General features: G+C 72.7%; 26 protein-coding genes and 1 pseudogene. 17 read left to right on the top strand and 10 right to left on the bottom strand.

Going from position 1 to position 22752, the window contains the following annotated elements:
• Positions 1-208 precede the first annotated feature (208 nt).
• The 11 genes and pseudogenes from AC5WAM_RS40480 (at position 209) to AC5WAM_RS40430 (ending at position 11479) form a co-directional block, all read left to right on the top strand.
• The gene (locus AC5WAM_RS40480; RefSeq protein WP_366793464.1) at positions 209-1213 is read left to right on the top strand and encodes a YdcF family protein; all 1005 of its coding nucleotides are present in this window, start codon (positions 209-211) and stop codon (positions 1211-1213) included.
• 362 nt (positions 1214-1575) lie between these two features.
• Positions 1576-2322, top strand: coding sequence for an FG-GAP repeat domain-containing protein (locus tag AC5WAM_RS40475; RefSeq protein WP_495520754.1), 747 nt, complete (start codon positions 1576-1578; stop codon positions 2320-2322).
• A 291-nt stretch (positions 2323-2613) separates the two neighbouring features.
• Complete coding sequence (locus AC5WAM_RS40470) at positions 2614-3270, top strand: helix-turn-helix transcriptional regulator (protein WP_495520753.1); 657 nt, start codon at positions 2614-2616, stop codon at positions 3268-3270.
• A gap of 193 nt (positions 3271-3463) precedes the next feature.
• Positions 3464-3787, top strand: a pseudogene (locus AC5WAM_RS40465) (DUF4255 domain-containing protein); the annotation flags it as partial.
• Complete coding sequence (locus tag AC5WAM_RS40460) at positions 3784-4548, top strand: NADase-type glycan-binding domain-containing protein (RefSeq protein ID WP_495520752.1); 765 nt, start codon at positions 3784-3786, stop codon at positions 4546-4548. The pseudogene AC5WAM_RS40465 and the gene AC5WAM_RS40460, both read left to right, overlap by 4 nt.
• Before the next feature lie 174 nt (positions 4549-4722).
• Positions 4723-6744: an FAD/NAD(P)-binding protein gene (locus AC5WAM_RS40455; protein WP_495520751.1), complete on the top strand. Its 2022-nt coding sequence runs from the start codon at positions 4723-4725 to the stop codon at positions 6742-6744.
• A gap of 18 nt (positions 6745-6762) precedes the next feature.
• A complete protein-coding gene (locus tag AC5WAM_RS40450; RefSeq protein ID WP_495520750.1) occupies positions 6763-7539 on the top strand; it encodes an L-iditol 2-dehydrogenase in 777 nt (258 codons plus the stop codon).
• A 34-nt stretch (positions 7540-7573) separates the two neighbouring features.
• Positions 7574-8944: a glycosyltransferase gene (locus AC5WAM_RS40445; protein ID WP_495520749.1), complete on the top strand. Its 1371-nt coding sequence runs from the start codon at positions 7574-7576 to the stop codon at positions 8942-8944.
• Positions 8945-8955: 11 nt separating this feature from the next.
• Positions 8956-10134 carry an MFS transporter gene (locus tag AC5WAM_RS40440; protein ID WP_495520748.1) on the top strand — a complete coding sequence of 393 codons (1179 nt, stop codon included), beginning with the start codon at positions 8956-8958 and terminating at the stop codon, positions 10132-10134.
• Entirely contained in the window at positions 10131-10943 is an 813-nt protein-coding gene (locus tag AC5WAM_RS40435; protein WP_495520747.1) for an acetoacetate decarboxylase family protein, read from the top strand. Before AC5WAM_RS40440 ends, AC5WAM_RS40435 begins: the two co-directional genes overlap by 4 nt.
• Positions 10940-11479 carry a 5' nucleotidase, NT5C type gene (locus AC5WAM_RS40430; RefSeq protein WP_495520746.1) on the top strand — a complete coding sequence of 180 codons (540 nt, stop codon included), beginning with the start codon at positions 10940-10942 and terminating at the stop codon, positions 11477-11479. Before AC5WAM_RS40435 ends, AC5WAM_RS40430 begins: the two co-directional genes overlap by 4 nt.
• 76 nt (positions 11480-11555) lie before the next feature.
• Here AC5WAM_RS40430 and AC5WAM_RS40425 read toward each other — a convergent pair whose 3' ends face one another.
• From AC5WAM_RS40425 to AC5WAM_RS40415, 3 genes are all read right to left on the bottom strand, one after another.
• The gene (locus tag AC5WAM_RS40425) at positions 11556-11969 is read right to left on the bottom strand and encodes an ANTAR domain-containing protein (protein ID WP_495520745.1); all 414 of its coding nucleotides are present in this window, start codon (positions 11967-11969) and stop codon (positions 11556-11558) included.
• 110 nt (positions 11970-12079) lie between these two features.
• Positions 12080-12571: a response regulator gene (locus AC5WAM_RS40420; RefSeq protein ID WP_495520744.1), complete on the bottom strand. Its 492-nt coding sequence runs from the start codon at positions 12569-12571 to the stop codon at positions 12080-12082.
• 285 nt (positions 12572-12856) lie between these two features.
• Positions 12857-13084, bottom strand: coding sequence for a DUF5133 domain-containing protein (locus AC5WAM_RS40415; protein WP_172385875.1), 228 nt, complete (start codon positions 13082-13084; stop codon positions 12857-12859).
• A gap of 198 nt (positions 13085-13282) precedes the next feature.
• Between AC5WAM_RS40415 and AC5WAM_RS40410 the strand changes: the two genes are divergently transcribed.
• Together AC5WAM_RS40410 and AC5WAM_RS40405 are read left to right on the top strand one after the other, a co-directional pair.
• Entirely contained in the window at positions 13283-14209 is a 927-nt protein-coding gene (locus AC5WAM_RS40410) for an SDR family oxidoreductase (protein WP_495520743.1), read from the top strand.
• Between the two features lie 95 nt (positions 14210-14304).
• Entirely contained in the window at positions 14305-15192 is an 888-nt protein-coding gene (locus AC5WAM_RS40405) for an SDR family oxidoreductase (RefSeq protein ID WP_366793450.1), read from the top strand.
• Between the two features lie 70 nt (positions 15193-15262).
• Here AC5WAM_RS40405 and AC5WAM_RS40400 read toward each other — a convergent pair whose 3' ends face one another.
• Both AC5WAM_RS40400 and AC5WAM_RS40395 read right to left on the bottom strand, forming a co-directional pair.
• The gene (locus AC5WAM_RS40400; RefSeq protein ID WP_366793449.1) at positions 15263-15445 is read right to left on the bottom strand and encodes a CsbD family protein; all 183 of its coding nucleotides are present in this window, start codon (positions 15443-15445) and stop codon (positions 15263-15265) included.
• Positions 15446-15477: 32 nt separating this feature from the next.
• Positions 15478-16116 (bottom strand): hypothetical protein, encoded by a 639-nt coding sequence (locus AC5WAM_RS40395; RefSeq protein WP_495520742.1) that lies wholly within the window; start codon positions 16114-16116, stop codon positions 15478-15480.
• Positions 16117-16352: 236 nt separating this feature from the next.
• Here AC5WAM_RS40395 and AC5WAM_RS40390 point away from each other — a divergent pair, with 236 nt between their 5' ends.
• From AC5WAM_RS40390 to AC5WAM_RS40375, 4 genes are all read left to right on the top strand, one after another.
• On the top strand, positions 16353-16556 hold the full coding sequence (locus AC5WAM_RS40390) for a hypothetical protein (protein ID WP_366793448.1): 204 nt from the start codon (positions 16353-16355) through the stop codon (positions 16554-16556).
• Between the two features lie 130 nt (positions 16557-16686).
• Positions 16687-17115 (top strand): phage holin family protein, encoded by a 429-nt coding sequence (locus tag AC5WAM_RS40385; protein ID WP_495520741.1) that lies wholly within the window; start codon positions 16687-16689, stop codon positions 17113-17115.
• Entirely contained in the window at positions 17112-17591 is a 480-nt protein-coding gene (locus AC5WAM_RS40380; RefSeq protein WP_495520740.1) for a DUF3618 domain-containing protein, read from the top strand. The genes AC5WAM_RS40385 and AC5WAM_RS40380 overlap by 4 nt, the downstream gene beginning before the upstream one ends.
• Before the next feature lie 4 nt (positions 17592-17595).
• A complete protein-coding gene (locus AC5WAM_RS40375) occupies positions 17596-17862 on the top strand; it encodes a DUF4235 domain-containing protein (RefSeq protein ID WP_495520739.1) in 267 nt (88 codons plus the stop codon).
• A 35-nt stretch (positions 17863-17897) separates the two neighbouring features.
• On the opposite strand, the gene AC5WAM_RS40370 is transcribed toward AC5WAM_RS40375, so the two are convergent.
• The 5 genes from AC5WAM_RS40370 to AC5WAM_RS40350 form a co-directional block, all read right to left on the bottom strand.
• Positions 17898-18518: a DJ-1/PfpI family protein gene (locus tag AC5WAM_RS40370; RefSeq protein ID WP_495520738.1), complete on the bottom strand. Its 621-nt coding sequence runs from the start codon at positions 18516-18518 to the stop codon at positions 17898-17900.
• Between the two features lie 45 nt (positions 18519-18563).
• Positions 18564-19283, bottom strand: coding sequence for an alpha/beta fold hydrolase (locus AC5WAM_RS40365; RefSeq protein WP_495520737.1), 720 nt, complete (start codon positions 19281-19283; stop codon positions 18564-18566).
• Positions 19284-19437: 154 nt separating this feature from the next.
• Entirely contained in the window at positions 19438-20304 is an 867-nt protein-coding gene (locus AC5WAM_RS40360) for a helix-turn-helix domain-containing protein (protein WP_366793442.1), read from the bottom strand.
• Positions 20305-20379: 75 nt separating this feature from the next.
• Entirely contained in the window at positions 20380-21231 is an 852-nt protein-coding gene (locus AC5WAM_RS40355) for an alpha/beta fold hydrolase (protein ID WP_495520736.1), read from the bottom strand.
• 171 nt (positions 21232-21402) lie between these two features.
• A complete protein-coding gene (locus tag AC5WAM_RS40350; RefSeq protein WP_366793439.1) occupies positions 21403-22650 on the bottom strand; it encodes a PucR family transcriptional regulator in 1248 nt (415 codons plus the stop codon).
• Positions 22651-22752 lie beyond the last annotated feature (102 nt).

Below are 22752 nucleotides of genomic sequence, written 5' to 3'. Positions count from 1 at the left end.
CGGGCGGCTCCTGTCCGGTGTCCCCGGGCAGCGCCCCGTCCACTGCGCAACACCGCGTTCCCGCTGCGTCCCTGTGCACACGTTCCCGCAGACCGTACGACGGACAAAGGCGACAACCTACGACATCCGTCCCGCCCTCCCGGGCCCGTGGCGGTGGTGTGGTGCGGGAACGGCCGTCGGCTCGCACCGGGCCGCCTACGCTGTGCGCGTGTGGGTATACGCGCCGGCTGTGCTGCTCTTCCTGGTCTTCTGTTGGCGGGTGCTGCGTGAGCGCCGGAAGTTCAGCAACGCGGTCCTCCTGGGCCTCACCGCGCTCAGTGCCCTCGTCGCCTGGGTCGCGGAGCTGATCAGGTCCGGTTCGGCCTCCGGGACGCTCGTCGCCGGGGCGTTCCTCGCGGTCGGGGCCCTCGGCATCCTGCTGCTCACGTGTCTGCTCTTCCTCAACGGCCTCCAGATGGTGCGCAAGGAGGGCCGCAGCCTCACCAACCTGTTCTCGCTCATGGCCGCGGTGGCGGTGCTCGCGGTGATCGCCCTGCTGATCACGGCGGCGGTGGCGGGAACGCCGGTGCTGCTCGGCGTGGGCGCGACGGCCCTCGGCCTGACCTGCTACCTCTCGTTCCTGTTCCTGTGCTTCGTCGGCTACTCCTTCCTCTATGGCCGCCTCTACGTCCGCCGCAAGGCCGACTACGTGGTCGTGCTCGGCTCCGGCCTGATCGGCGGGTCCACCGTTCCGCCCCTGCTCGCCAGCCGCCTCGACCGGGCCCGGGAGGTGCACGCGCGGCTCAGCAGGCGCGGCAACTCCCCCGCCGTGATCACCTCGGGCGGGCAGGGGCCCGACGAGGACCTGCCGGAGGCCCACGCCATGGCTGCCTATCTGACGGACCGGGGCTTCCCCGAGGACCTCATCGAGCGGGAGGACAAGTCGACGACCACGGAGGAGAACCTGCGCTTCAGCAAGGCGATCATGGAGAAGGCGAACCCCGACTACCGGTGCGTCATCGTCACGAACAACTACCACGCCTTCCGCGCCGCCCTCACCGCCCGGCGGATGGGAATCCGGGGGCAGGTGGTGGGCTCGCCCACCGCCACGTACTTCTGGCCGAACGCGACCATCCGCGAGTTCACCGCCCTGCTCGCCGCCTACAGACGGACCAACGCCGCCGTCCTGCTGCTGTTCGTCGTCGGGGGCGTGCTCGTGTGGGCGACGCGCTGACGGCCGCCGCTCCCGGTGGGCGCTTTCCTCAAACAGAGTGAGAGCGCCTCGGGACAGGGTGGGTTGCCTGATGTGCAGCAAGCTTTCGAAACCGTTCTTCCACTGTTCTTCGCGCGGCGCGAAGCGTCCCACACCCGCGTTCCAGGCGACTTGCGTTTCCCCAGGTCAGGGCCTGTTTTAGCGTTCCAGTGTCCCCAACTTCCCGGCATTCCTGGCGGTCGAGGCGGGGAAGCGCACATGCTCGAAAGGTGCTCATCGGACGGATCCCTGCGTCCGGCGCCGGGCTTCCTCACCGCACGGGACGCGGGGCGAAGCCCGGTTCGAGAGCACGACAGAGCAGCAATGACTTGAGGAGTTCGTAGATGTTTCGCAAGCGCTCACGTCTGATCGCCGCGCCGGTCGCGGCTGTCGCCCTGACCCTGACGGTCGCCGGTCACCAGGCCGGCGCAGCCGGGTCGTCGGGTTCGGGCGACGCGGGACGGTCGGGCGCGGCCGCTCGGGCAGCGGCCGCGTGTCTGTCCGGCACCACGACGCTGCTCGGCGACCTCGACGGCGACGGCCGGGCGGACAAGATCAGCAACCCCGGCCACACCGGCACCAGGATGACCGTCCAGTGGGGCAAGGCCGACGGCACGTTCGGCAGCAAGCAGAACGTCAGCAAGCTCGTCGGCGCGCGCGCCGGAGAGGTCGCGACCGCCGCTGTCGCCGACTTCCAGAACGACGGCAAGCTGGACATCGTCGTCAACATCGTCAAGCCCTCCGGCGTGGACGACCCCGCGACGGCCCGCGTCGCGGACTACCGTCCCGGGCCGCTCAAGCGCTCGAACCTGAGCTCCACGCGCACCCGGCACCTGGACATCGGCGACTCCACTGAGGTCAAGGAGCTCCGGGTCGCCAACTACGGCGGCGACGCGTACCCGGACCTCGCGCTCCTCAGCAACGCCGGTGACGGCGTCTGGGAGCGGAACGTGCGCCTGACGAAGGCCAGCAGCGGACCGGGCAAGTACGACTACGAGCAGCAGCAGAGGTACGGCGCCACGGGCACCCCGGCCGAGCCGCCGTCCATGCCCAAGAGCGGCTGGAAGCACTTCTACAAGCCCTGCTCCTGACCCCCACGGGCGCCGCCGGCCTTCCGGGCACCGGCGGCGCCCGGCCCCGGGGCCGGGCTCGGGACCGGGCGCGGTCCCCGGCCGCAAGCCCCTTCGGCTCGGCCCCGGCCGATGTGGGCGGGCCCCGGCCCGGCACGCCCGGTGCCGTGGGGCGACGCGGCGGGCGAGGGCTGCGCCGGTGCGTCCCGCCCCCCCTCTCTCGGCCCGCCCCCTCTCGGCCCGCCGCGCTCCGCGAGATGCGCACCACCGCAGCCGCAGTAGCAGCCGCAGTAGCAGAATTGAGGATTCCGCTTGTCTGCCTCGTCCCCGACCCCCGTGGCCTCCGCGCCGAAGCCGAACCGGGTCCGGATCACCGTCACCGCCCCCGATCCGATCAGCCGCGAGGGAGTCCTCAGCCAACTGCGCCGCTACCCGGAGATCGAACTGTCCGAGGACTCCGGTCCCGCCACGGTCGCCCTGCTCATCGAGGACGTGCTCGACGAGGGCGCGCTCTCCCGGCTGCGCCGCACCGTGCGCAGCGAGGGCACGCGCGCCGTGCTCGTCGTGGGCACGGTCCGCGAGCACGAGCTCCTGGACGTCATCGAGTGCGGCGTCGGCGCCATCGTCTGGCGCCGCGAGGCCACCGCCCGCCGTCTCGTGCAGGCCGTACTCACCGCCGCCAAGGGAGGTGGCGACTTACCCGCTGACCTGCTGGGACGGCTCATCAGCCAGGTGGGACGCCTGCATCGGGGCTGCGCCGACCAGCCGGGCGGCTTCCTCGGGCTCACCCAGCGCGAGGTGGACGTCGTACGGCTCGTCGCCGAGGGCCTCGACACCTCGGAGATCGCCCTGAAGCTGTCGTACTCCGAACGCACCGTCAAGAACGTCATGCACGGCCTCACCACACGGCTGCACCTGCGCAACCGGGCGCACGCGGTGGCCTACGCGCTCCGCGAGGGCTACATCTGACCGGTCGGGCCACCGGCACCACCCCTGGGGGCAGCCGCGCTGCCCCGCCGCCGTCCCCGCCGTCCCCGCCGTGCCTGCGATCCGGGGAGCACGGGGAGCACCATCGAGGGCCGGGCCCGAACGGTCGGCAGGGCACGGACGCCGGGCGGGAGCGCGAGAGTGATGCAGAGTGATTCATGAGGTGGACGAGGTACTCAAGGGCGCGCTCGGGTGCCTCGGCCTCGCGGTGCCGATGACGGTGGGGGCCTTCCCGTCGGAGGCCCGCTCCCTCGCCTACATCCGGTCCGCCCTCGGCGGCGAACTCAAGCCCTCCGTGGACCTCGCGGTGACGGTGCCGTTCCCGGCCCACCCCGCCCACGAGGCGGGACCCCCGGTCACGGAGGTCGCGACGGTCCGGGTGAGCGGGATGGACGGCAGGCCGCCCGCCTCCACGGAGCGCACCCACCGGCTCCACCAGGTGGCGGCCGCCCGCGCCGCGCACGAGCGGGCGGCGGGGAGCCGCACGGAGCGGCCGTGAGCGCCGCCGGGCCCGCTCCCTTCGGCGCGGCGACCGGTGCGCCCTCCGGCGGGCCCCCGTACCCGTCCGTGGCCCCGGTCCTGCCGGGGCGGCCCGACACCGAGCGGCCGCGCGTACCCGTCCCCGGGCCGCAGCAGGGAGCCGGGCGCGGCGAAGGACCGCCCGTGTGGGCGGGTGACCGCCACCGGCTCCGCCGCGTCTTCGACCACGTCGGCATCCGGGTCGCCGCGGCCATCGTGCTGCCGCTGCTCATCCTCGGCGCGGTGAACGTCCCCGACGGGGTCCAGGCCACGCGTGACCACGTCGCTAAGCGCGCCCCGGTCGAGCCGGACGGGATCCGCGCCTCGCGGTCCTCCGAGGGGCACGGCCCGAAGCTGGCCTTCGACACGCTCAACACCACCTGGTGGGGTCCCGGGGTCGCGCAGTCGGGCCGGGACGAGTGGATCGAGGTGAGCTTCGCCCGGCCGAGCCGCCTCCTCGACGTCATCATCACGCCGGGCATGTCGACCCGCGCCGACCAGCTCGGCGAGTCGGCTCTGCCCCACCGCGTCGAGGCGACCATCACCAGGAAGGACGGCTCGACCGCGACCCGCGAACTCACCCTGGACCCGGGCGCGGGCGGCCAGCGCCGCGCCTTCCGCGCCGGTGAGGTCACCCGGATCCGCTTCGCCATCGAGTCGGCGCACGCCGCCTCCGACAAGAAGCAGGTGGCCATCGCCGAGATCGAGTTCTTCCGCCGCTCCGGCAGCGACCGGTCCTGACCGGAGCAATCCCCTCCGCCCTCGGGCCGTCGCCGGAGAGTGACGACTTCGGCGAGTTGCCACGGTGAAGCATGCTTCCTTGCCCGCCCCCGAGTCCGCCCAGAATGCTGAACGCGCCACCGGGCCGATGACTGCTCACTTTCCTGAGGGGGGATTCCGGTGCCTGGAGTCAGCGTGCGCGTACCGGTGGACGACCGGCCTCTCGGTCCCGCACCGCTCACGGCCCATCAGGCGCAGGCCGCACGCCCGGCCCCCGCACCGGTCGGCCTCGGGAGCGAATACGCGGTCGCCGTGGTGGGCACGGGCCCGCGCGGCATCTCCATCCTGGAACGCCTGGGGGCGCGGCTGCTCGGCAAGCGGCCCGCGCGCCCCCTCACGATCTACGCCATCGACGCGGACGAGGTCGGCTCCGGCCGGGTCTGGCGTTCGGGCCAGCCGCGGTGGCTCTCCATGAACAACCGCTGCGGCGAGGTCACCATGTTCTCGGGCCCCGCCGACGACGGCGCCTGGCGCCCCGGCGCCGGGCCGACGTTCGCCCAGTGGTGGCAGCGCGTGGACGCCCGCTTCCCCGGGCCCGACGCGTACGCGCCCCGCAGCCTCTACGGCCGCTATCTGCGCTTCGTCCTCGACGTCGTGGAGACGAACCTGCCGCACGGCCTGCGCCTGGTCCGCGTTCCCGGCCTGGTCAGCGGCATCGACGAGCGCGGCGGACGGTTCGAACTCCGCGTCGGGGACCGGAGGATCGCCTGCGACCAGGTCGCCGTCTGCAGCGGCCATCCGCGCGAGCAGCCGGAGCGCCCGGACCGCGCGGGGCGGACCGCGCCGGAACGGCGGCAGCGCCGCGCCCCCGCCCCCGCCCGCGCCTTCGACGGCACCGGCCGCCTGGGCGTGCTCCCGGGCAGCGTGATCGGCATCCGCGGGCTGGGCCTCACCTTCCACGACGTCGTGGCCATGCTGACGGTCGGCCGCGGCGGCCGCTTCGTCGGGCGGGGCCGTGACTGCGTGTACGTACCGAGCGGGGACGAGCCCGACCTCATCGTGGCCGGTTCGCGCAGCGCGCTGCCCATCCCGACGCGCGGCGCCGCGCAGCGGCCCTTCGACTTCCGGTACGCGCCCCGCCTCTTCACGCCCGAGCTGATCACCCGCCTCCGGGCGGCGGGACCGCTCGACTTCCGTGCGGACGTTTCGCCCTGGCTCCTGGCCGAGGTGAACCTCGCCTTCTGGCAGCGGCGCCTCGCCCCGGAGTCGTTCGCGGTCCTGGAGCGGCAGCTCGCGAGCCTTCCGTTCGCCGGCGTCGAGGCGATGCACAGGCTCCGGCGGACAGCGGCCGACCTCGGCTGCGCCGAGGTGCTGTCCCTGGAGGAGCTCGCCCATCCCTTCAGGGGACGTGCCTTCGCCGACCAGGACGCGTTCCGCGGCGAGCTGGGACGGCTCCTCGCGCGCGACGTGGACGAGGCGATGCGCGGCGAGGTCGACGGCGCCCTCAAGGCCGCCATGGAGGTGCTCCGGGACGTGCGGCCGACGGTGCGGGCCGCCGTGGACTTCGGAGGTCTCACGGCCGCGTCCCACAAGGACTTCGTGGAGCGCGTCGGCCCGATGCTCGCCTTCCTCTCGACCGGTCCTTCCGCCGTCCGGACGTGCCAGCTGATCGCGCTGATGCGCAGCGGTCTGCTCGAAGTCCTCGGGCCCCAGGCCCGGTTCACGGCGCACGACGACGGCTTCGTCGGCCATTCGCCGCTGGTCGACGGCTACAGCGTCTTCTGCTCGGACGTCATCGACGCACGCATCCCGCAGCCCGACATCGAGCGGGACCCGGGGCCGCTGGCCCAGAAGCAGCGGGACGCGGGGGCCTGGCGCCCGCACGTGTGCGCCGGTGATCCGGCGTTCCGCACGGGCGGCATCGACGTCACCACCGCGCCCTACCACCCCATCGCGGCCGACGGCTCGGTGGAGCGCCGGATGTACGTGCTCGGCATCCCGACGGAGTCCACGCGCTGGTTCATGCAGGTCGGCATCGGCCGGCCGGGGCCCTGGGGCGAGTTCTTCCGCGACGCGGACACGATCGCCCGCGCCGCCCTGGACACGGTCGAGCTGACCGGCCTGCCCGCCGAGGACGGCGCGCCCCTCGGGCCGCGCGACATGGACTACTGCTTCGGCCCGCAGCACCCGGACGGGGCCTCTCCTTCTGCCCGCTGAAACCCATGGAGGTGTGTCGTGGAAAGCAAGGTCCTCAACGACAAGGTGGCGGTGGTCACCGGCGCGGCCCGGGGCATCGGCCGGGCGATCGCACAGCGGTACGTCGAGGAAGGCGCGACCGTCGCCATCGCCGACGTCGACGCCGTGGCGGCCGAGAAGACCGCGGCGGACCTGGGCGAGCGGGCCTCGGCCTTCGCCTGGGACGTCGCGGACACGGCCGCCGCGCAGGCCATGGTGGAACGGGTGTCCACCCGCTTCGGCAGGATCGACATCCTCGTCAACAACGCGGGCGTCTTCGACATGCAGCCCCTCCTGGAGATCACCGAGGCCGAGTACGACCGGGTCTTCGACATCAATGTGAAGGGCCTGCTCTTCACCCTCCAGGCGGTCGCCAAGGACATGGTCGACCGCGGCGTGCACGGCAAGATCATCAACATCGCGTCCCAGGCCGGGCGCAGGGGCGAGCCGCTCGTCGCGGTGTACTGCGCGAGCAAGGCCGCGGTCATCAGCCTCACGCAGTCCGCGGGCCTCGCCCTGATCCGGCACGGCATCAACGTCAACGGCATCTCGCCGGGCGTGGTCGACACCTCCTGGGACAACGTCGACGCGCTCTTCGCCAAGTACGAGAACAGGCCGCTCGGCGAGAAGAAGCGACTGGTCGGCGAGGCCGTGCCGTTCGGGCGCATCGGCCGGGCCGAGGACCTCGTGGGCGCCGGCGTGTTCCTGGCCTCGCACCACGCGGACTACATCGTCGCCCAGACCCTCAACGTCGACGGCGGCAACTGGATGAGCTGACGGGCGGGAGCGCCCGCAGGAGACGGAGGCGGTTATGGCGGTACCGGGGCACGACAGGAGCACAGCGGTCCAGGCACCGGCCGGAGGCGGTCCGGCGCACGGCGACGCGGAGGAGGTGCCGGACGCCGCGCTCGTCGTCGTCTCCATCGACGGCCTGTCCTCGCTCAAGTGCGGCATCGGCTGTGTCGTCCACTGGTTCTTCGAGGCGATCGACGAGATCGTGGCGTCGACCCCCCAGCTGCGGCACGACAACTGGTCGCTGCACGCGCTGAGTCCGCGCCTCGACCCGGCGTCCGACGACTACGCGAGCGACATCGTGACCGACGTCGCCACCGCCTGCGGCCGGTACCGCGGCGACTTCCGGTGGTTCGACGTGGCGGACAACTCCTCCCTCAAGAGCGTCTGGTCGCTCGACGACGTCGACCGCTGGCGCTCGATGTGCCACAGCGCGGCCGCGGAGATCCGCCGGCTCGCCGAGGGCCGCAAGCAGGTGACCGTCCTCGCGCACGGCACGATGTTCGCCACGCTCAGGTCCCACCTGGCGGCCTGGCCCAACGTGCAGCTGATCTACATGACGCACACGCTCGGCCGCGTCTTCCTCGACGCCAACTCGCGCAACAGGACGTCGTACGAGGACGAGGGCTTCGCCCTGATGCGGACCGCGACCCGGGACAGGATCGGCTTCGTCGGCACCTACTACCGCGACGTGCTGCTCACCGAGTACGACCGGCGCGACAAGGACCTGGTGCCGTTCCAGAACGCGGTCTACGTGCGCTCGCGGCGGTTCGGCGAACTCGCGGACCCCGCGACGGCGGCCGACCTGGGGCCGGTGCCGGGCGGCAAGCGGCTCGTCTTCTCCTGGGGCCGGTGCGTGCCGCAGAAGGGCTTCGACGTGGTCATCCCCGCGTTCGGCGCCTTCCTGAGCGAGCGCGACGACGCCGAGGACTGGCATCTGGTGCTGCTCGCGCCCCAGGAGGTCGCGGCCTCGGAGTACGTGGCGTCGCTGCACGAGCAGCTGCGCGAACTGCCGCCGGGCAGCTACACCTTCGTCGAGCACTTCGAGCCGCTGCTGCCCTTCCGGATCCTGGCCAGCCCGGCGCTGGAGATCTGCGTGTTCGCTTCGCGCTTCGAGGCGGGGCCGCTCACGCTCATCGAGGCCCTCGCGTTCGGCCACGAGGACGTGAGCATCGCGTGGCACGACATCCCGCCGATGCGCCACCTCCTCAGGGACCAGCCCAAGACGTTCGGCTTCGCCCCGCTGCGGGCGCGGGAGATGGCGGAGGCCATGCTGCGGGCGGCGGACGACGGCGGCGGCATCGTCAAGGGCAGCGTCATCGACTTCGCGACGAGCATGTCGACCGGCCTCTCGGCCTCCCTGGGCTGGTGGGACACCTCCGAAGCGTGAAGGAGATCAGCATGATCCGCCTGTGCGCGGCCCTGTTCTGCGTGTTCGGCTTCACGCTCGGCAGCTGGCAGGCATCGCTCCCCGACCTCGTGCGCGACCTGGACATGTCCCCCCTGGAACTGGGCCTGTGTCTGACCGTCGGGTTCGCCGGAGCGCTTCCGGCGATGTTCATGGGCGGGCGCCTCATCGCCCGGTTCGGCGCCAAGGGGCTGCTCATGGCGGGGGCGACCGGCATGGCGGTCGCCCTCGTGGGCGTGGGGTGCACGGGCTCGTACGTCGTGCTCGTCCCGCTGGTGCTCGTGCTGCTCGGCTGCCAGGGCTCCTTCGACGTGGCGATCAACGCGGTGGCGATCGCCATCGAGCAGCGCTCGGGCCGGCAGGTCCTCGCCTTCATGCACGGGGCGTTCAGCCTTTCCGCCGCGGCGGGCGCGCTGAGCTTCGGCGCCTACCGGTCACTCGGCTTCCGCGTCGGCTACTTCGGGGTCGCGGTCGTCCTCGCCCTGTTCGTGTGGTGCATGGCGCGCTGGCGCGACCTGCCCGAGGCACGGTCGGCGCCCGCGTCCGCACCGCGGGAGCGCCGCGTCCTGCTGGGGGCCGACGTCCTCCTGGTCGCCGGGATCGTCGGCGTCTCCTTCCTCGGCTCGGGGATCCTGGAGAACTGGTCCGCGATCTACGTCCGGGACACGGTCAGCGACCTGGCCGTCATCAGCTCCGTCGGCCTCGCGAGCTTCCACGGCGCGATGGGGCTCGGCCGCGTCCTGACGTCCGCCGTGCTCCGCCGCGTCGACCGGCTGACGACCATCGCCGCGTGCGGGCTCCTGATGGCGGCCGCCATGGTGTGGTCGCTGTGCGCGCCGGGCCCGGTGCAAGCGGTGGCCGCGCTCTTCCTCGTCGGAATCCTGCTGTCCGGCATCGCGCCGATCGGCTTCTCGGTCGCCGGGGACCTGCGGCCCGACCGGGTCGGCGAGGTGAGCTCCACCGTGGCGATCGCCGGATACGCGAGCTTCCTCGTGGGGCCGGTCCTCGTCGGCCTCCTGGCGGACCTGCTCGGGCTGCGCGCCGCGCTGGCGTCGGTGGTCGTCGTCGGCGTGGTGATCAGCCTGCTGGCGCTGCTGCTCAAGGGCCAGTCGCGGCAGGCAGGCCCGGCGCACGAGCCGGTCGCCGGTCCACTCGAGGGGGCGGAGCGATGAAGTTCGATCCCGGCCACACGTATCGCATGCCGGTCGCGTTCGGGCCGTTGCCCGGCCCGCGTCAGGCGCTGCCGGGCTCCGCGCCCCGGGGCGGCGAGGCGTCCCTCACCTCGTACGTGCTCCGCTTCCCGACCACGGCCGAGGCCCTCACCGAGCTGCTTCCGCCCGGCTTCGCGCTGCACGGCGAGCCCGTCGTCACCATCGAGTACACCGAACTGACCGACGTGCCCTGGCTGGCCGGGCGCGGCTACGACACCTTCGCGGTCAAGCTCCCGGTCCGCTTCGAGGGCCGCGAGGACAGGGTGACGGGCTCCTTCGTCGCCGTCGTCTGGGAGAACATGGCCGACCCGATCATCACGGGCCGCGAAGAGCTCGGCTACGCCAAGCTCTTCGCCGATCTGACGTCCCGGCCCGAGGGGCGGGACGCACACCGCTGCGCGGCGTCCTGGGACGGCCACACCTTCGCAGAGCTGGAGTTCGACCACATCACCGAGGTGCGGCCCGAGCCCGCGGCGTCGGCGCCACAGGGGGGCGTGCTCAACTTCGCCTACGTCCCCGGTGTGGACGCCGGATCGCGGCCCGACCGCGCGGGCGCGGTGCTCACGCCCGCCGTCGACGGCGTGGAGGTCGACCGGCAGGCGACGGCGGCGGGCCGCGTGCGCTTCGTCAGGTCGTCGTGGGAGCAGCTGCCGACCTTCTACAACGTGGTCAACGCGCTGGAGCGGCTGCCGGTCCTCGGCCCCGGCGAGTGCGTCGTGCGCCGGCTCCGGCGCAACATCGAGAACCGCGGCCAGAGGCGCCTCGTATGACGGCGCGGGGCAGGAAGGTCCTCGCCGTCGACCTCGACGAGGTGTCGGCCGACACGGTCGCCAAGCGGCTGCGGCGGTACGAGGCCGACTACGGCGAGGCGTTGTCCCGCGCGGCCATCCACGGCAGGCAGATCCGCGACGCCGTGCCCGTCGAGCGCAGGGACCAGGTCGAGGCGTGCCTCGACGAGCCCGGGTTCTCACGGGACGTGCCCGTGATGGCGGGCGCCCGCCGGGTGCTCCGCGACCTGGCCGAACGCTTCGAGATCGTCTTCGCCACGTCCGCGATGGACCATCCCGTGTCCCTGCACGACCGGTATCTGTGGCTCCAGGAGTCCTTCCCCTTCGTACCGGACCGCGGCTATGTCTTCTGCGGCTCCAAGCAGTTCGTCAACGCGGACTACCTGATCGACGACAACCCCCGCAACCTGGAGGTCTTCCCGGGGCGCGGCCTCCTCTTCGACGCGCACCACAACGTGGCCGAGGACCGCTTCCCCCGGCTCTCGTCGTGGCGGGACGTGCACCGGTACTTCGCTTGAAGAAGTCGCGCACGGTATGGCTGACTTACCGCCTTCCGGGCAACTACGCTCCTGGGGGGTTCGGCAGTGAGCCCGCCTACCGCTCCCCGCCCCGCGGGTCGGGGAGCGGGACACCTCGGTCGGCTGCCGCGGCCGACGCGACCGGAGCGGTCGGCCGGGGCGCGCCCTCCTGGCGCCGCAGGCCCAGCTGGCGTCCGAGTTCGGCGCGCAGGGCCGAGGGGAGTTCGGCGGTGTGCGCCCATGCCACGAGCTGTTCGGCCACCGCGCGGAGCTTCGTGTCGGTCCGCATGGAGACCTCCCGCAGCACGTCCCACGCCTCTTGCGGGCTCAGCCCTCCCACCCCGATGACGACGCCGATGGCCTGGTCGACCGGGGCGTGCGCGTGCGCCGCGTGCCGCAGCCGCTCCGCTTCCTCCTCCAGGGCCCGCACCTCGTCCGCACCCGAGGAGGGCGGTGGCTCGGACCCGCCGAGGGAAACAGCGAACGTCATGGAGGGCCTCCGATCCGGGCAGGGCGTGCGTGCGTGTGCGCCTCCAGGCTGCTTGCCCCGGCACGACTGTGCAACCCCCGTCCGACGTCGAGTGATCCTCAAGCGGCCGGTCAGCTCGCCTCGCGCTCCCGGATCTGTGTGTAGAGGGCGGCGAGGGCCTCCACGTGCGTGCACAGGGTCCAGGGACTGATCGGTTTGATCAGGAATCCTGCCGCTCCCAGGCGGAAGGCGCGCTCGGCCAGCTCGTCGCTGCGCCCCACCCCGGTGATCAGGATCACCGGCAGCTGCCGGGTCTGGTCGAGGCGGCGCAGATACCCGAGCACGCCCAGGCCGTCGAGGCCGGGCATCAGCAGGTCCAGGAGCACGACGGCGACGTTCTCGCGCAGCACCGTGCGCAGTGCCTGCTCCCCGCTGGTGGCGCGCAGGACGGGGCGTCCCAGGGGAACGAGCACCTGCTCCATGGCGAAGAGGTTGTCCTCGTGGTCGTCGACGACCAGCACCGCGTACGAGTCCCGCGGCGCGCTCCCCCTGTCGGAGGGCGAGTACCGATGCGGAGCGACGGGTTCCGAAACCGGGGTGTGGGGCACGGGCGGCAGCCTCATGAGCGATGTTCTCCAGATGACGCGCGAGAGCACGAAGTGGCCGCTGCCTGACCATCTTCCAGGCCGACACCCTAGCGTCGTCCACCGCCCCCGCGCCTCGTTCCCGGGGTTCGTCTCACGATCGGAGGATGTCCACGGCCCGGTCCGTGACGGGCACGGCCCCTCGCCACCGCAGCCATGTGGCGGCGAAGGACCTCAGGGCTGTTGCCCCAACCCTGTCCCGCACGAGTCGCCAGCGCGCGTCCTCTCACACAGGTCTCTCGTGGGAAAACCGCGGCAGCCGACTCACGCGTCGAGCAGCGAGTCGTCCTCGGGCCGGGCGCCGGGCAGCCGGTGGCGGGCCGCGATGAGGGCGGCGTCGACGTCACGGGTGCCCGTGGACACGCACAGCGTGTAGGCGACGTCGTCCATGCGCCGCCGGACCTGCGGGCTGCCGTCCTCGGCGTGCAGGATCCGCAGCGTCTCGTACTGCTCGACGAGGTCGCGCAGGATCGCGGGGTGGGCCATGAGCATGAGAACCTCCCTAGTCACCGGACTTCCCCGGGTCGCACAGCGACCCGTATGCCCAGGCTCCCGACCACCATGCGCGCGGCCTTCCGATCACGGAGACAGGTCGTTTGAGCGCGTGCGGGTCGGACACGCGGTGCCTGTGCGTGCCGCCGGACCGCGGCGGCGCCGACCGTTCAGGCGAACCGAGTGGAGGCCGTGACGATGGAGAGGAACCAGGCGGGCAGCGAGCGGCTCGACCGCCCAGCCATGCCTCAGGAGGAGGCGGAGATCTCTCCTCCCTACCGATTCCAGCGCCAGCAGCGCCCGGGCCTCGAAGCCAGGATGGAGGTCAGGCCGCGGTATCTCGCCCCGCACTACCGGGGCTCCGGCAAGCTCGCCGGGAAGGTCGCCCTGATCACCGGGGGCGATTCGGGCATCGGCCGTTCGGTCGCCGTGCTGTACGCGCGCGAGGGCGCCGACGTGGCCATCGTCTACCTGCCCGAGGAGCAGCCCGACGCCGAGGAGACCCGGGCCGCGGTCGAGGCCGAAGGGCGCTCCTGTCTGCTCCTGCCGGGCGATCTGTGCGATCCGGCCTTCTGCAAGGACGTGGTCGACCGCACCGTGGCCGAGCTCGGCGGGCTGAACGTCCTGGTGAGCAACGCGGCCTACCTCAACAGCCAGAACGACCTGTCCGATCTGACGGCCGCCGACTTCGACCGCGTCTTCAAGACCAATGTCTACGCGTACTTCCACCTGCTGATGGCCTCCCTGGAGCACCTCTCCCACGGGGACGCCGTCATCGCCACCGCGTCCGAGGAGGCCCTCAAGGGCAGCGACATGATGATGGACTACGCCGCCTCCAAGGCGGCCATGGTGACCTTCCCCAAGTCCATCGCCTCCCACCTCGCCCGGCGCGGCGTCCGCGCCAACGTCGTCTCCCCCGGCCCCACCTGGACGGTGCTCAACGTGGCGGGACAGCGCTTCCCCGACGACTACCTCACCCATCTCGGCAGCTCCGCTCCCATGGGACGCGTGGCACAGCCGGAGGAGATCGCTCCGGCCTATGTGTATCTCGCCTCCGACGCGGACTCCAGCTTCACCGTCGGCGAGATCGTCGCCGTCACCGGAGGCCTGACGGACACGCGCTGACGCGGGTGCCTGAGGTGGCGCACGCGAGGTGTGCCCGCCCCCTCCGCGGGGTACCCAAGGAGCCCCCCCAAGATCCATACGCAGAGGAGTCCGTGATGCCCGGCCCCGAGGAGCCCCAGGATCCCACCACCAAGCACCCCCGGCCCGACTTCCCCGACCAGGACCAGGAGCCGCCCGGCTGGACCGGGCCCATGGACCCGCCGCCCGACCACGGGGAGGAGTCCTACCGGGGCGCGGACCGGCTCGTGGACCGCAAGGCCGTGTTGACCGGCGGCGACTCCGGAATCGGCCGTGCGGTGGCTCTGGCCTTCGCCCGGGAGGGCGCGGACGTCCTGTTCACCCACCTGCCCGAGGAAGCCGACGAAGCCCGTGAGACGGTCCGTCTCATCGAAGAAGCGGGCCGCACCGCGGTGCCCGTGTCGTGCGACCTCCGGGAGGAGTCCTCGTGCGAGCAGGTGGTCGCCCGCGCCGTCGCCGAGTTCGGGCGGATCGACATCCTGGTCAACAACGCCGCGTACCAGATGTCGCAGCCGGACGGCATCACCGCGATCACCACGGAACAGTTCGACCGGGTCGTCCGTACGAACCTGTACGCGATGTTCTGGCTGTGCAGGGCGGCCGTCCCCCATATGCGCCCCGGCAGCACGATCATCAACACCACGTCCGTCCAGGCGTACAAGCCGAGCCCCCACCTGCTCGACTACGCGATGACCAAGGGCGCCATCGTCACGTTCACCCAGGGCCTGGCCCAGATGCTCGTGGAGAAGGGGGTCAGGGTGAACGCCGTGGCGCCGGGCCCGGTCTGGACCCCGCTCATCCCGGCGACGCTGCCCGACACCGCGGAGTTCGGCAAGCAGGCCCCGCTGGGCCGGCCGGCCCAGCCCGCCGAGATGGCACCGGCCTACGTCTATCTCGCCTCGGACCAGGCCAGCTTCATCACCGCGGAGGTCCTCAACGCCACCGGCGGAACGCCGCTGCCGTAGCCGGGGCCGTACCGGGCGAACACGCGCGAGCCGCCCCGCCGCGAGGGCGGGGCGGCCGTCCAGCGCGCGGTCAGCGGTCGTCGCGGTTCCGGAGGGAGTCGCGGACGCCTTCGGCCTTCTCACGCGCCTCCTCGGCGGCCTCCCGCAGCTTGGCCTTGGCCTGGTCGGTCTTGCCCTCGGCCTCCATGCGGTCGTTTCCGGTGGCCTTGCCGACCATTTCCTTGGCCTTGCCCTTGGCCTTGTCGACGCCCATGGTCACTCCTCTGGTGGGGTTGGGGACCTCTGTCACGCTAGGGGTGATACGGGGCGTGCGCATCCGGAGGCGGACCTCCGCGAGAGGCTCTCCCCGCCCCCGCGCACGGTCCGCTCGCACCTCTGCCGCCGCTTCCCCAAGCCGGGCGCCACCGCCCGGTCGCAGCTGCGCGACCTGATCGACGACGGCCCCGCGGCCTGGGCGTAAGCGCCCTTGGGCGAGCCGCCCGGGTAGCGCTTGCTGAAGCAGGTGGCGCGCGGCCGCTTCGTGCCGCCGAGGTGCTCGGGCGTGACGCCGCCGTTGTGCGCGAGGACGCGCAGCTCCGCGTGCAGCCCTTCGCCGTCTACCCGCGCGACGACCACTCCGCCGGTGCCGGCCCCGCCGCCGCTGCCCTGCCCCGCGGTCTCCTCCTCGTGCAGGCGCTCCGCCGCCCCGAAGTGCGCGTTGACCCGCTCGCTCCTGCCCTTCTCGTCCTTCGGTGCGTCCGGCTTCGGCGCGGGGCGCTTCGCCGTGGCGATCATGTACTCCAGCAGGTCCGGGACCCCGTTCTCGGGCACACCCCTGAAGTTGTTGTTGAGGTGGCTGAACAGCGGGCCGGGAATCGTGGTGCTCGGGGAGCCGATGGCCTCGGCGATCAGCGCCTGGTTGCCCGCGAGGTGCTGGATGGTCATGACCTGGGAGGGAGCCATCGTCCCGTGCACCGGCGCCGAGGGGGCGGGGCCGTCGGGGCACTTCGCAGGGCAGACCGGGGGCACCTCGGGTCAGGGCGGTGCCTCCGTCGTCGCGGTGTCGCACACGCGCACGGGTCGGGCGCCCGATAGTCACCAGAACTTCACATGCGCCGCCCGGTGCCCGGCGCCGCGCCGGGCACCCGCCGAAGGAGTGTCGCCTGCCGGGAGGGATCCACGTGGTGATCGCCGTCGCACTTCTGCTGCTACCGGTCCTGGCAGTACTGCTGTACGCGATGGATCGCCTTGAGGGCCGCCTGTTCGACGACGCGCCGAGGGCGCGCCACGCGCGCGGGCGGCACCTGCGCCTGGTGCACAGCACCGGCGAACTGCCGCGGCGCCGTCGGCGCGCCGAGCGGCGCGCGCGCAGGGACGCCGCCTGAGCGGGCCCTTGAGGCGCTTCGCCGGATCTCACAGGCAGCATCCGGCCGATCCGGGGTACTCGCGTCCACGGGTGGCCGGGCGCCGTGGCGCACCGGGCCGGAAGGCAGCTCAAGACAGGAGGTGACCGCTGTGTCGCGTACGCGACCCGAGGGCGGGCAGGCCCCGCACCCGTCGGCCGCGGAGCCGGTGGGCGAGCTGGTGCAGCGCGCGTCCCATCAGCTGACCGAGCTGGTGCGGGGCGAGATGCGCCTGGCGCAGGCGGAGATGAAGGAGAAGGGCAAGCGGTACGGCAAGGGCGGCGGCCTCTTCGGCGGCGCGGGCCTCGTCGGGTTCCTGATGCTGCAGGCCCTGGTGGCGACCGCGATCGCCGCGCTCGCGGTGCCGCTGCCGGTGTGGGCGGCGGCCCTCGTCGTGAGCGCCGTGCTCGGCCTGGTCGCCGCGCTGATGGCGGTGACGGGGAAGAAGGAGGTCTCCCGGGCCGCGCCGCCCGTGCCGGAGAAGACGATCGAGAACGTGAAGGCCGACGTGGCCGAGATCAAGGAGAGTGCGCACCGATGACCCGACTGCCGCACGAGGACGAGCCCGCCGAGTCCCCGCAGGAACTGCGCGACCAGGTCGAGCGGACCCGCCACGAGCTCGCCGGGACGGTGGAGGCCCTCGCGGCCAAGGCCGATGTCAAGGCCCGGGCCCAGGAGAAGGCCACCGAGGTCAAGGACCAGACCGTCGCCAAGGCGGGCGAGCTCAAGGCGCAGGCCGCGGTCAAGGCGAGGGAACTCAAGGACAAGGCCGCCGACGCCGCCGCGCGGGCGCAGGACAAGCTGCCCGACCTTCCCGCCCCCGTCAAGGACAAGGCCGTCCAGGCCCGCGCCCAGGCGGCCCGTACCGGACGCGTGTGGGAGGAGAAGGCGCCCGAACCCCTGCGGGCCGGGACCGCCCGGGGCGCGCGGGCGGCCCGGAACAACCGCGTGGTGCTGCTGGCGGCAGGTGGCGCGGCCGCCCTGGTGTGGCTGGCGTACCGCCGGCGGAACGGATGAGCGGATGAAGGCCTCAAAGATCGCGTACAAGCCGGTCGGCCTCGCGCTCGGCGCCGTCAGCGGCATGGTCGCCGGGGCGCTCTTCAAGCAGGCCTGGAAGGTGATCGGCCGTGAGGAGGACGCCCCGGACGCCACCGACGAGGAGCGCGCCTGGAGCCAGGTGCTGCTCGCCGCCACCTTGCAGGGGGCGATCTTCGCCGCGTCCAAGGCGGCCGTGGACCGCGCGGGAGCCACCGCCATGCGCCGCCTGACCGGTACCTGGCCCGGCTGACGCGGGCGCCGACGGCGGCGGCGCGGGCGGTCCGGCTAGCGCAGGGTGCGGGCCCGGGCGAGCACCTCGGCCGGGGCCTTGGCCACCGAGCCGGTGTCGAAGGGCGGTTGGGGATCGTACTCGGTGTAGAGCTGGATCGCCTGCGCGGTCACCTCGTCGGCGAGCAGGGCGGCCAGCTGGACGGCCATGTCGATGCCGGAGGAGACCCCCGCCGAGGTGATCACCCGGTCGTGCCGGACGACCCGCTCGGGGGTGTACGTGGCGCCGTACGCCTCCAGTTGGGCGGCCGCGTCCCAGTGGGTGGTGGCGGTCAGGCCGTCCAGGAGGCCCGCCGCGCCGAGCACCAGGGAGCCGGTGCAGACCGAGGTGGTGAAGCGGGTGCCCGTGTGGATCCGGCGCACCCAGTCGAGGAACTCGGGGCTCCGCGCCATGGCCCCGGCGCTGCCTCCGCCCGGGATCAGCAGGACGTCGCAGTGTTCCACCTCGGTGTACCGGGTCGCGACGTGCACGGGCAGGGAGCCCAGGGTGTCCTGCACCGGGCCGGGTTCGGCGGCGACGAACCGCACGGTGGCGTCGGGCACGTACGCGAGGATCTCGTACGGACCGATCGCGTCGAGCGGCTCGAAGTCGTCGAAGAGCGGGATCACTATGTCCATGCGCCGCAGCATAACCAGCGGCCCCGCGGACCCCGTCGGGGCAGCTCAGCTCGTCGCCCGTACCGCGTCACCGATCAGCTCGGCGACCTGCCGGGGCGCGGACAGGGCGACGGCGTGCGAGGCGTCGGGGAGTTCGACGACGACGGCCCCGGCCCGCCGTGCGCAGAAGCGCTGCACCTCGGGGTGGATCGCCCGGTCGGCCCCCGCCACCAGGGCCCAGGACGGCTTCGTCAGCCAGGCCGCCGCGGAGGCCGTCTCGGCGAAGGCCGCGGCGGCGAGGGGGCGTTGGGCCGCCGCCAACACCCTGGTGACCTCCACGGCCACGTCCGCGGCGAAGACGGCGGGGAAGGCCGCCTCGTCGATGGTGACTTCGACGGCGCTGTCCCCGTCGACGAGGGGGTAGGTCCACTCCTTCAGGCTGCCCGGCAGCAGCGAGTCGGGGAAGCGCCCCTGCAACTCCCCCAGGCTCTCGTCCTCGTGCGGCACGTACGCGGCCACGTAGACGAGCCCGACGACGTTCTCCGCGGCACCGGCCACGGTGATCAGCGCACCGCCGTAGGAGTGTCCGACCAGGACGACGGGCCCGTCGATCTGGGCGACGACGGAAGCGACGTAGGAGGCGTCGGACGCGAGGCCGCGCAGGGGGTTCGGCGGGGCGAGGACCGGGATGCCGTGGCTCCGCAGTTCCGAGATGACGCCGATCCAGGTCGCCGCGTCGGCGAAGGCACCGTGCACGAGGACGACGGTGGGCAGGGGGGTGGTCATGGGCAGCTCTCTTCCCGGTGTCAGGACACGTGCGGGGCGTCACGCCGTGGTCCACGAAGGAGGTCCGTGCAGCTGGTCGCCCACGGTAGGGCGGGTGCGGCGGCGGCGCTGGCACGGCGGCGCACCGCCGCTGCCACGACAGCGCACGCCGGGCTCAGGCCGCCTTCGGCGCGAAGGCGGAGGTGGCCAGTGACTGCCACTCGCTGGGAGACATCCCGTACGCGCCCCGGAACGCGCGGCTGAAGTGCGAGGGGCTGCTGAAGCCCCAGCGGTGGGCCACCGCGGCCATGGTGAACCTCCGGTGGGACCGGCCCAACTCGATCCGGCAGGACTCCAGTCTGCGGCGGCGCACCCACTGGCTCACCGTGGTGCCGTCGTTCTGGAAGAGCTTGTGCAGATAGCGGACAGAGATGTGGTGGGCACGCGCGATCGACTCCGGGGAGAGGTCCGGGTCCATCAGGTGCTCCTCGATGAAGGCCCGGATCCGGGCCAGCGTCTCCTGTCCGCCCCGCGCACCGCGGGCGGCCCCCGCGGCCGCGTCCGTCTCCAGGAGCTCCACGACCAGGACGGACAGCAGGTGCACGGCCGTACGCGAGAGGCGGTCCCCGATGGTGGTCCGGCGCAGCTCCGCCTCGGCGGCGAGCGCCGACAGGAAGTCCGACACCAGCGCCCCCAGCCCTTCGCCGCCGCGCACGGGGACTCCCACCACCTGGTGGAGCTCGGCCTCCGAGACGCCCAGGTAGCACTGGGGGATCCGGAAGAAGACCATCTGGCAGTCGTCGCCGAACCGCAGCAGATGGCGCCGGGCCGGGTCGCAGAAGACCAGGTCGTTCGGCTCCAGGAGCGTCCTGGCTCCCTCGCGGACGCTGCTCACCGGTCCGCGGACGTGCATGCCGAGGTAGAGGAACTTGCCCTCCTGCTCGCCGGGCATGTCGGAGAGCATCCGCACGAGCCACTCGGCGTCGGCGGCCGCGGGCCGCGTCGTCGCTTCGGGCACGGGTGACATCACTGGCTGCGTCATGGGAACTCCAAGCCGTACGGTTCTTCGTGGTGGGGCGGGCGCTCGCGCGGGCACCCGCGGATCGCGGAGGGCGGGTCAGGGCCGCGGCCCCGCCTCCTCGGCCAGGAACTCCTCCACCACGGCGTTGAAGGCCGCCGGATTCTCCAGGAAGGGGAAGTGCGAGTTCGCCACGTCGGCGGCGAAGACGTGCAGCCGCGCGTAGGGAATCCGCTCGGCGACGAACCGCTGCGAGTCGGGGTGCACATGGCTTCCCTCGCAGCCGATCACCAGGGTCGGCACGTCGATCCTGGGGAGCACGTCCCGCCAGTCCTGGGCGCAGTGGTCGAACAGCAGCGGCACACCGGCGTACGCGGGCGTCGCGGCGATCTGCCCGGCGACGAAGGCGAGCAGCTCCGGGTCGGGCTCGCCGGAGAACATGCCGCGGACGAAGTCGGCCCGCACCCCGTCGCCTCCCGGCGCCGCGAGCGCGGCCCCCAGGTCGAGCAGTGCCGGTACGTCGAAGATGGCGCCGCAGTCGCGCCGTTCCCGCTCCGTCATCCAGGGCACGGCGGCGACGGCCGCGGGCTGGTCGACGGCGACGAAGCGCCGCATCCGCCCGGTCCCGTACTGGTCGATGAAGCTCCACCAGACCGAGACGCCCATGGACCAGCCCAGCGCGTCGAAGCGCGGCAGCCGGAGGTGGTCGACGAGTTCGAGCACGTCACGGGCCAGGCGGGCGATGCGGTAGCCGTGCCGGGGCTTGCCGGAGAGGCCGTGGCCGCGCAGATCGACGGTGACGACGCGTCGGCCGGGCGCGAGCTCCGCGAGCTGATGGCGGAACATCGCCTGTGTCTGCCCCCAGCCGTGCAGCATGATCAGGGGCACTCCCCCGCCGCCGCTGTCCCGGTACGCGAGCCGCGCCCCGTCCGTCGTGATCAGTTCCTTCATGGTCTCTTCCCTGGTCACAGGCGGTTCGCCCGCATGCCGTCGCCGTCCCGCACATCTTCGGACGCGGCGCTGCGCCGCCACTACCGCGTGCTGTAGGAATCCGGCGGGAGATCATTCTCGTTTTGTCGAAGCACCGCTCGTCGGCCGTGCGGAGGCCGGGATCACGCCCGGTCACGCGGCCGCGTCGTCCCCCGTGGCGAGGAGTTCCTCGATCCGCAGCCCCAGGTGCAGGGTGAGGCGGTGGGCACCGTCGTCCAGGTCGAGTCCGGTGATCTCCTGGATCTGGCGCAGCCGGTAGTAGAGCGACGTGCGGTGCAGGCGCAGCGCGTCCGCAGTGCGGGGGATGGACCCGGCGTGTTCGAGGTAGCTCCGCAGGGTGTCCCGCAGCCGCTCGCCGCCGTGGGCGTCGGTCAGGGTGCGCAGCGGCTTCGGCACGAGGGAGTCGTTCAGGGCGTGCTCGGGAAGCTGGAGGAGCACGGCGAACTCCCCCAGCCGGTCCCAGTCGCCGACGCCCTTGAGCGAGGGCAGCCGCCGCGCCGCGCGGGCCGCCACGAGCGCCTGCTCGTACGACGTCCAGGCGTCGTGCAGGCCCGGGTGTCTGCCGCCGACGCCGATCACGGGGGCCGTGGACGGATCGAGGAAGGTGGTGAGCTCCTCCAGGATGCGGGCGGACTGGGCGGCGACCTCGGTCGGCCGGGGCGGCCGGTCGCGCAGCTGGAGCAGGATCGCCCGCTCCTGGTCGATCGCGGTGATGCCCTGCGCCGAACGCGTCTGCCGGAAGCCCTCCAACGCCCCCCACAGGGCCGCTTCGGACTGCCGTACGGGCTCCGTGCCGCGGCTCAGCCGCACGACGGTGACGAGGACGTGCTCCGCCTCCCCGAGCAGGCCGCGCTCCAGCGCGCGCCGACGGGCGGCGGTGCGCGTGGCGAGGTGGGAGTCGACCAGGTCCAGGACCAGGGTCCGCTCGTCGGTCTTCCAGGTGTCGGCGGCGAGGTGTTCCAGATACAGCTGGGCGGCCATGAGGTCGGCGGCCCAGGCGATGGCCTCGGTGTCCTGTTCGCCGAGCGTCCGGTCCGGCACGACCACCATCAGCAGGCCGAGGAGGTGCCCGCGCTCGCGCAGCGGCACGACGTAGCGCGGCAGCATGCCGAGGTCGTCGCGGCCGTCGATGAAACCGGGCCTCGACCAGCGGGCGACGCCCTGGGCGAGCACGTGGCGGACGGCCGCGTTGTCGGCGCGGCCCTGGAGGAGCGTGCCGATCCGCACCGGGTCCTCGTCACCGAAGTGGCGGCTCGTGCACACCATGCGGACCAGCGGATCGTCGACCGCGACGGACCGTCCCAGCTTCTCCGCGAGTTCGTCGACGAGCGCCTGGAGCTCCGCACTGCCAGGACGGGCTCGCTGGGGCCCTGCGGTCATGCGCTGTTCCTCTCTCGACCATCGGTTCGCTGCGGAGGGTGGCTCCCTTTCCGCAGCTCTTGATCATTTTGAGGAAGCGATGCCGTCGGCACATCGCACGAA

It is taken from the genome of Streptomyces sp. JLYT201 (assembly GCF_059448825.1).
The sequence above is the reverse complement of the archived record's forward strand: the minus strand, read 5'-3'. Positions and strand labels throughout refer to the sequence as shown.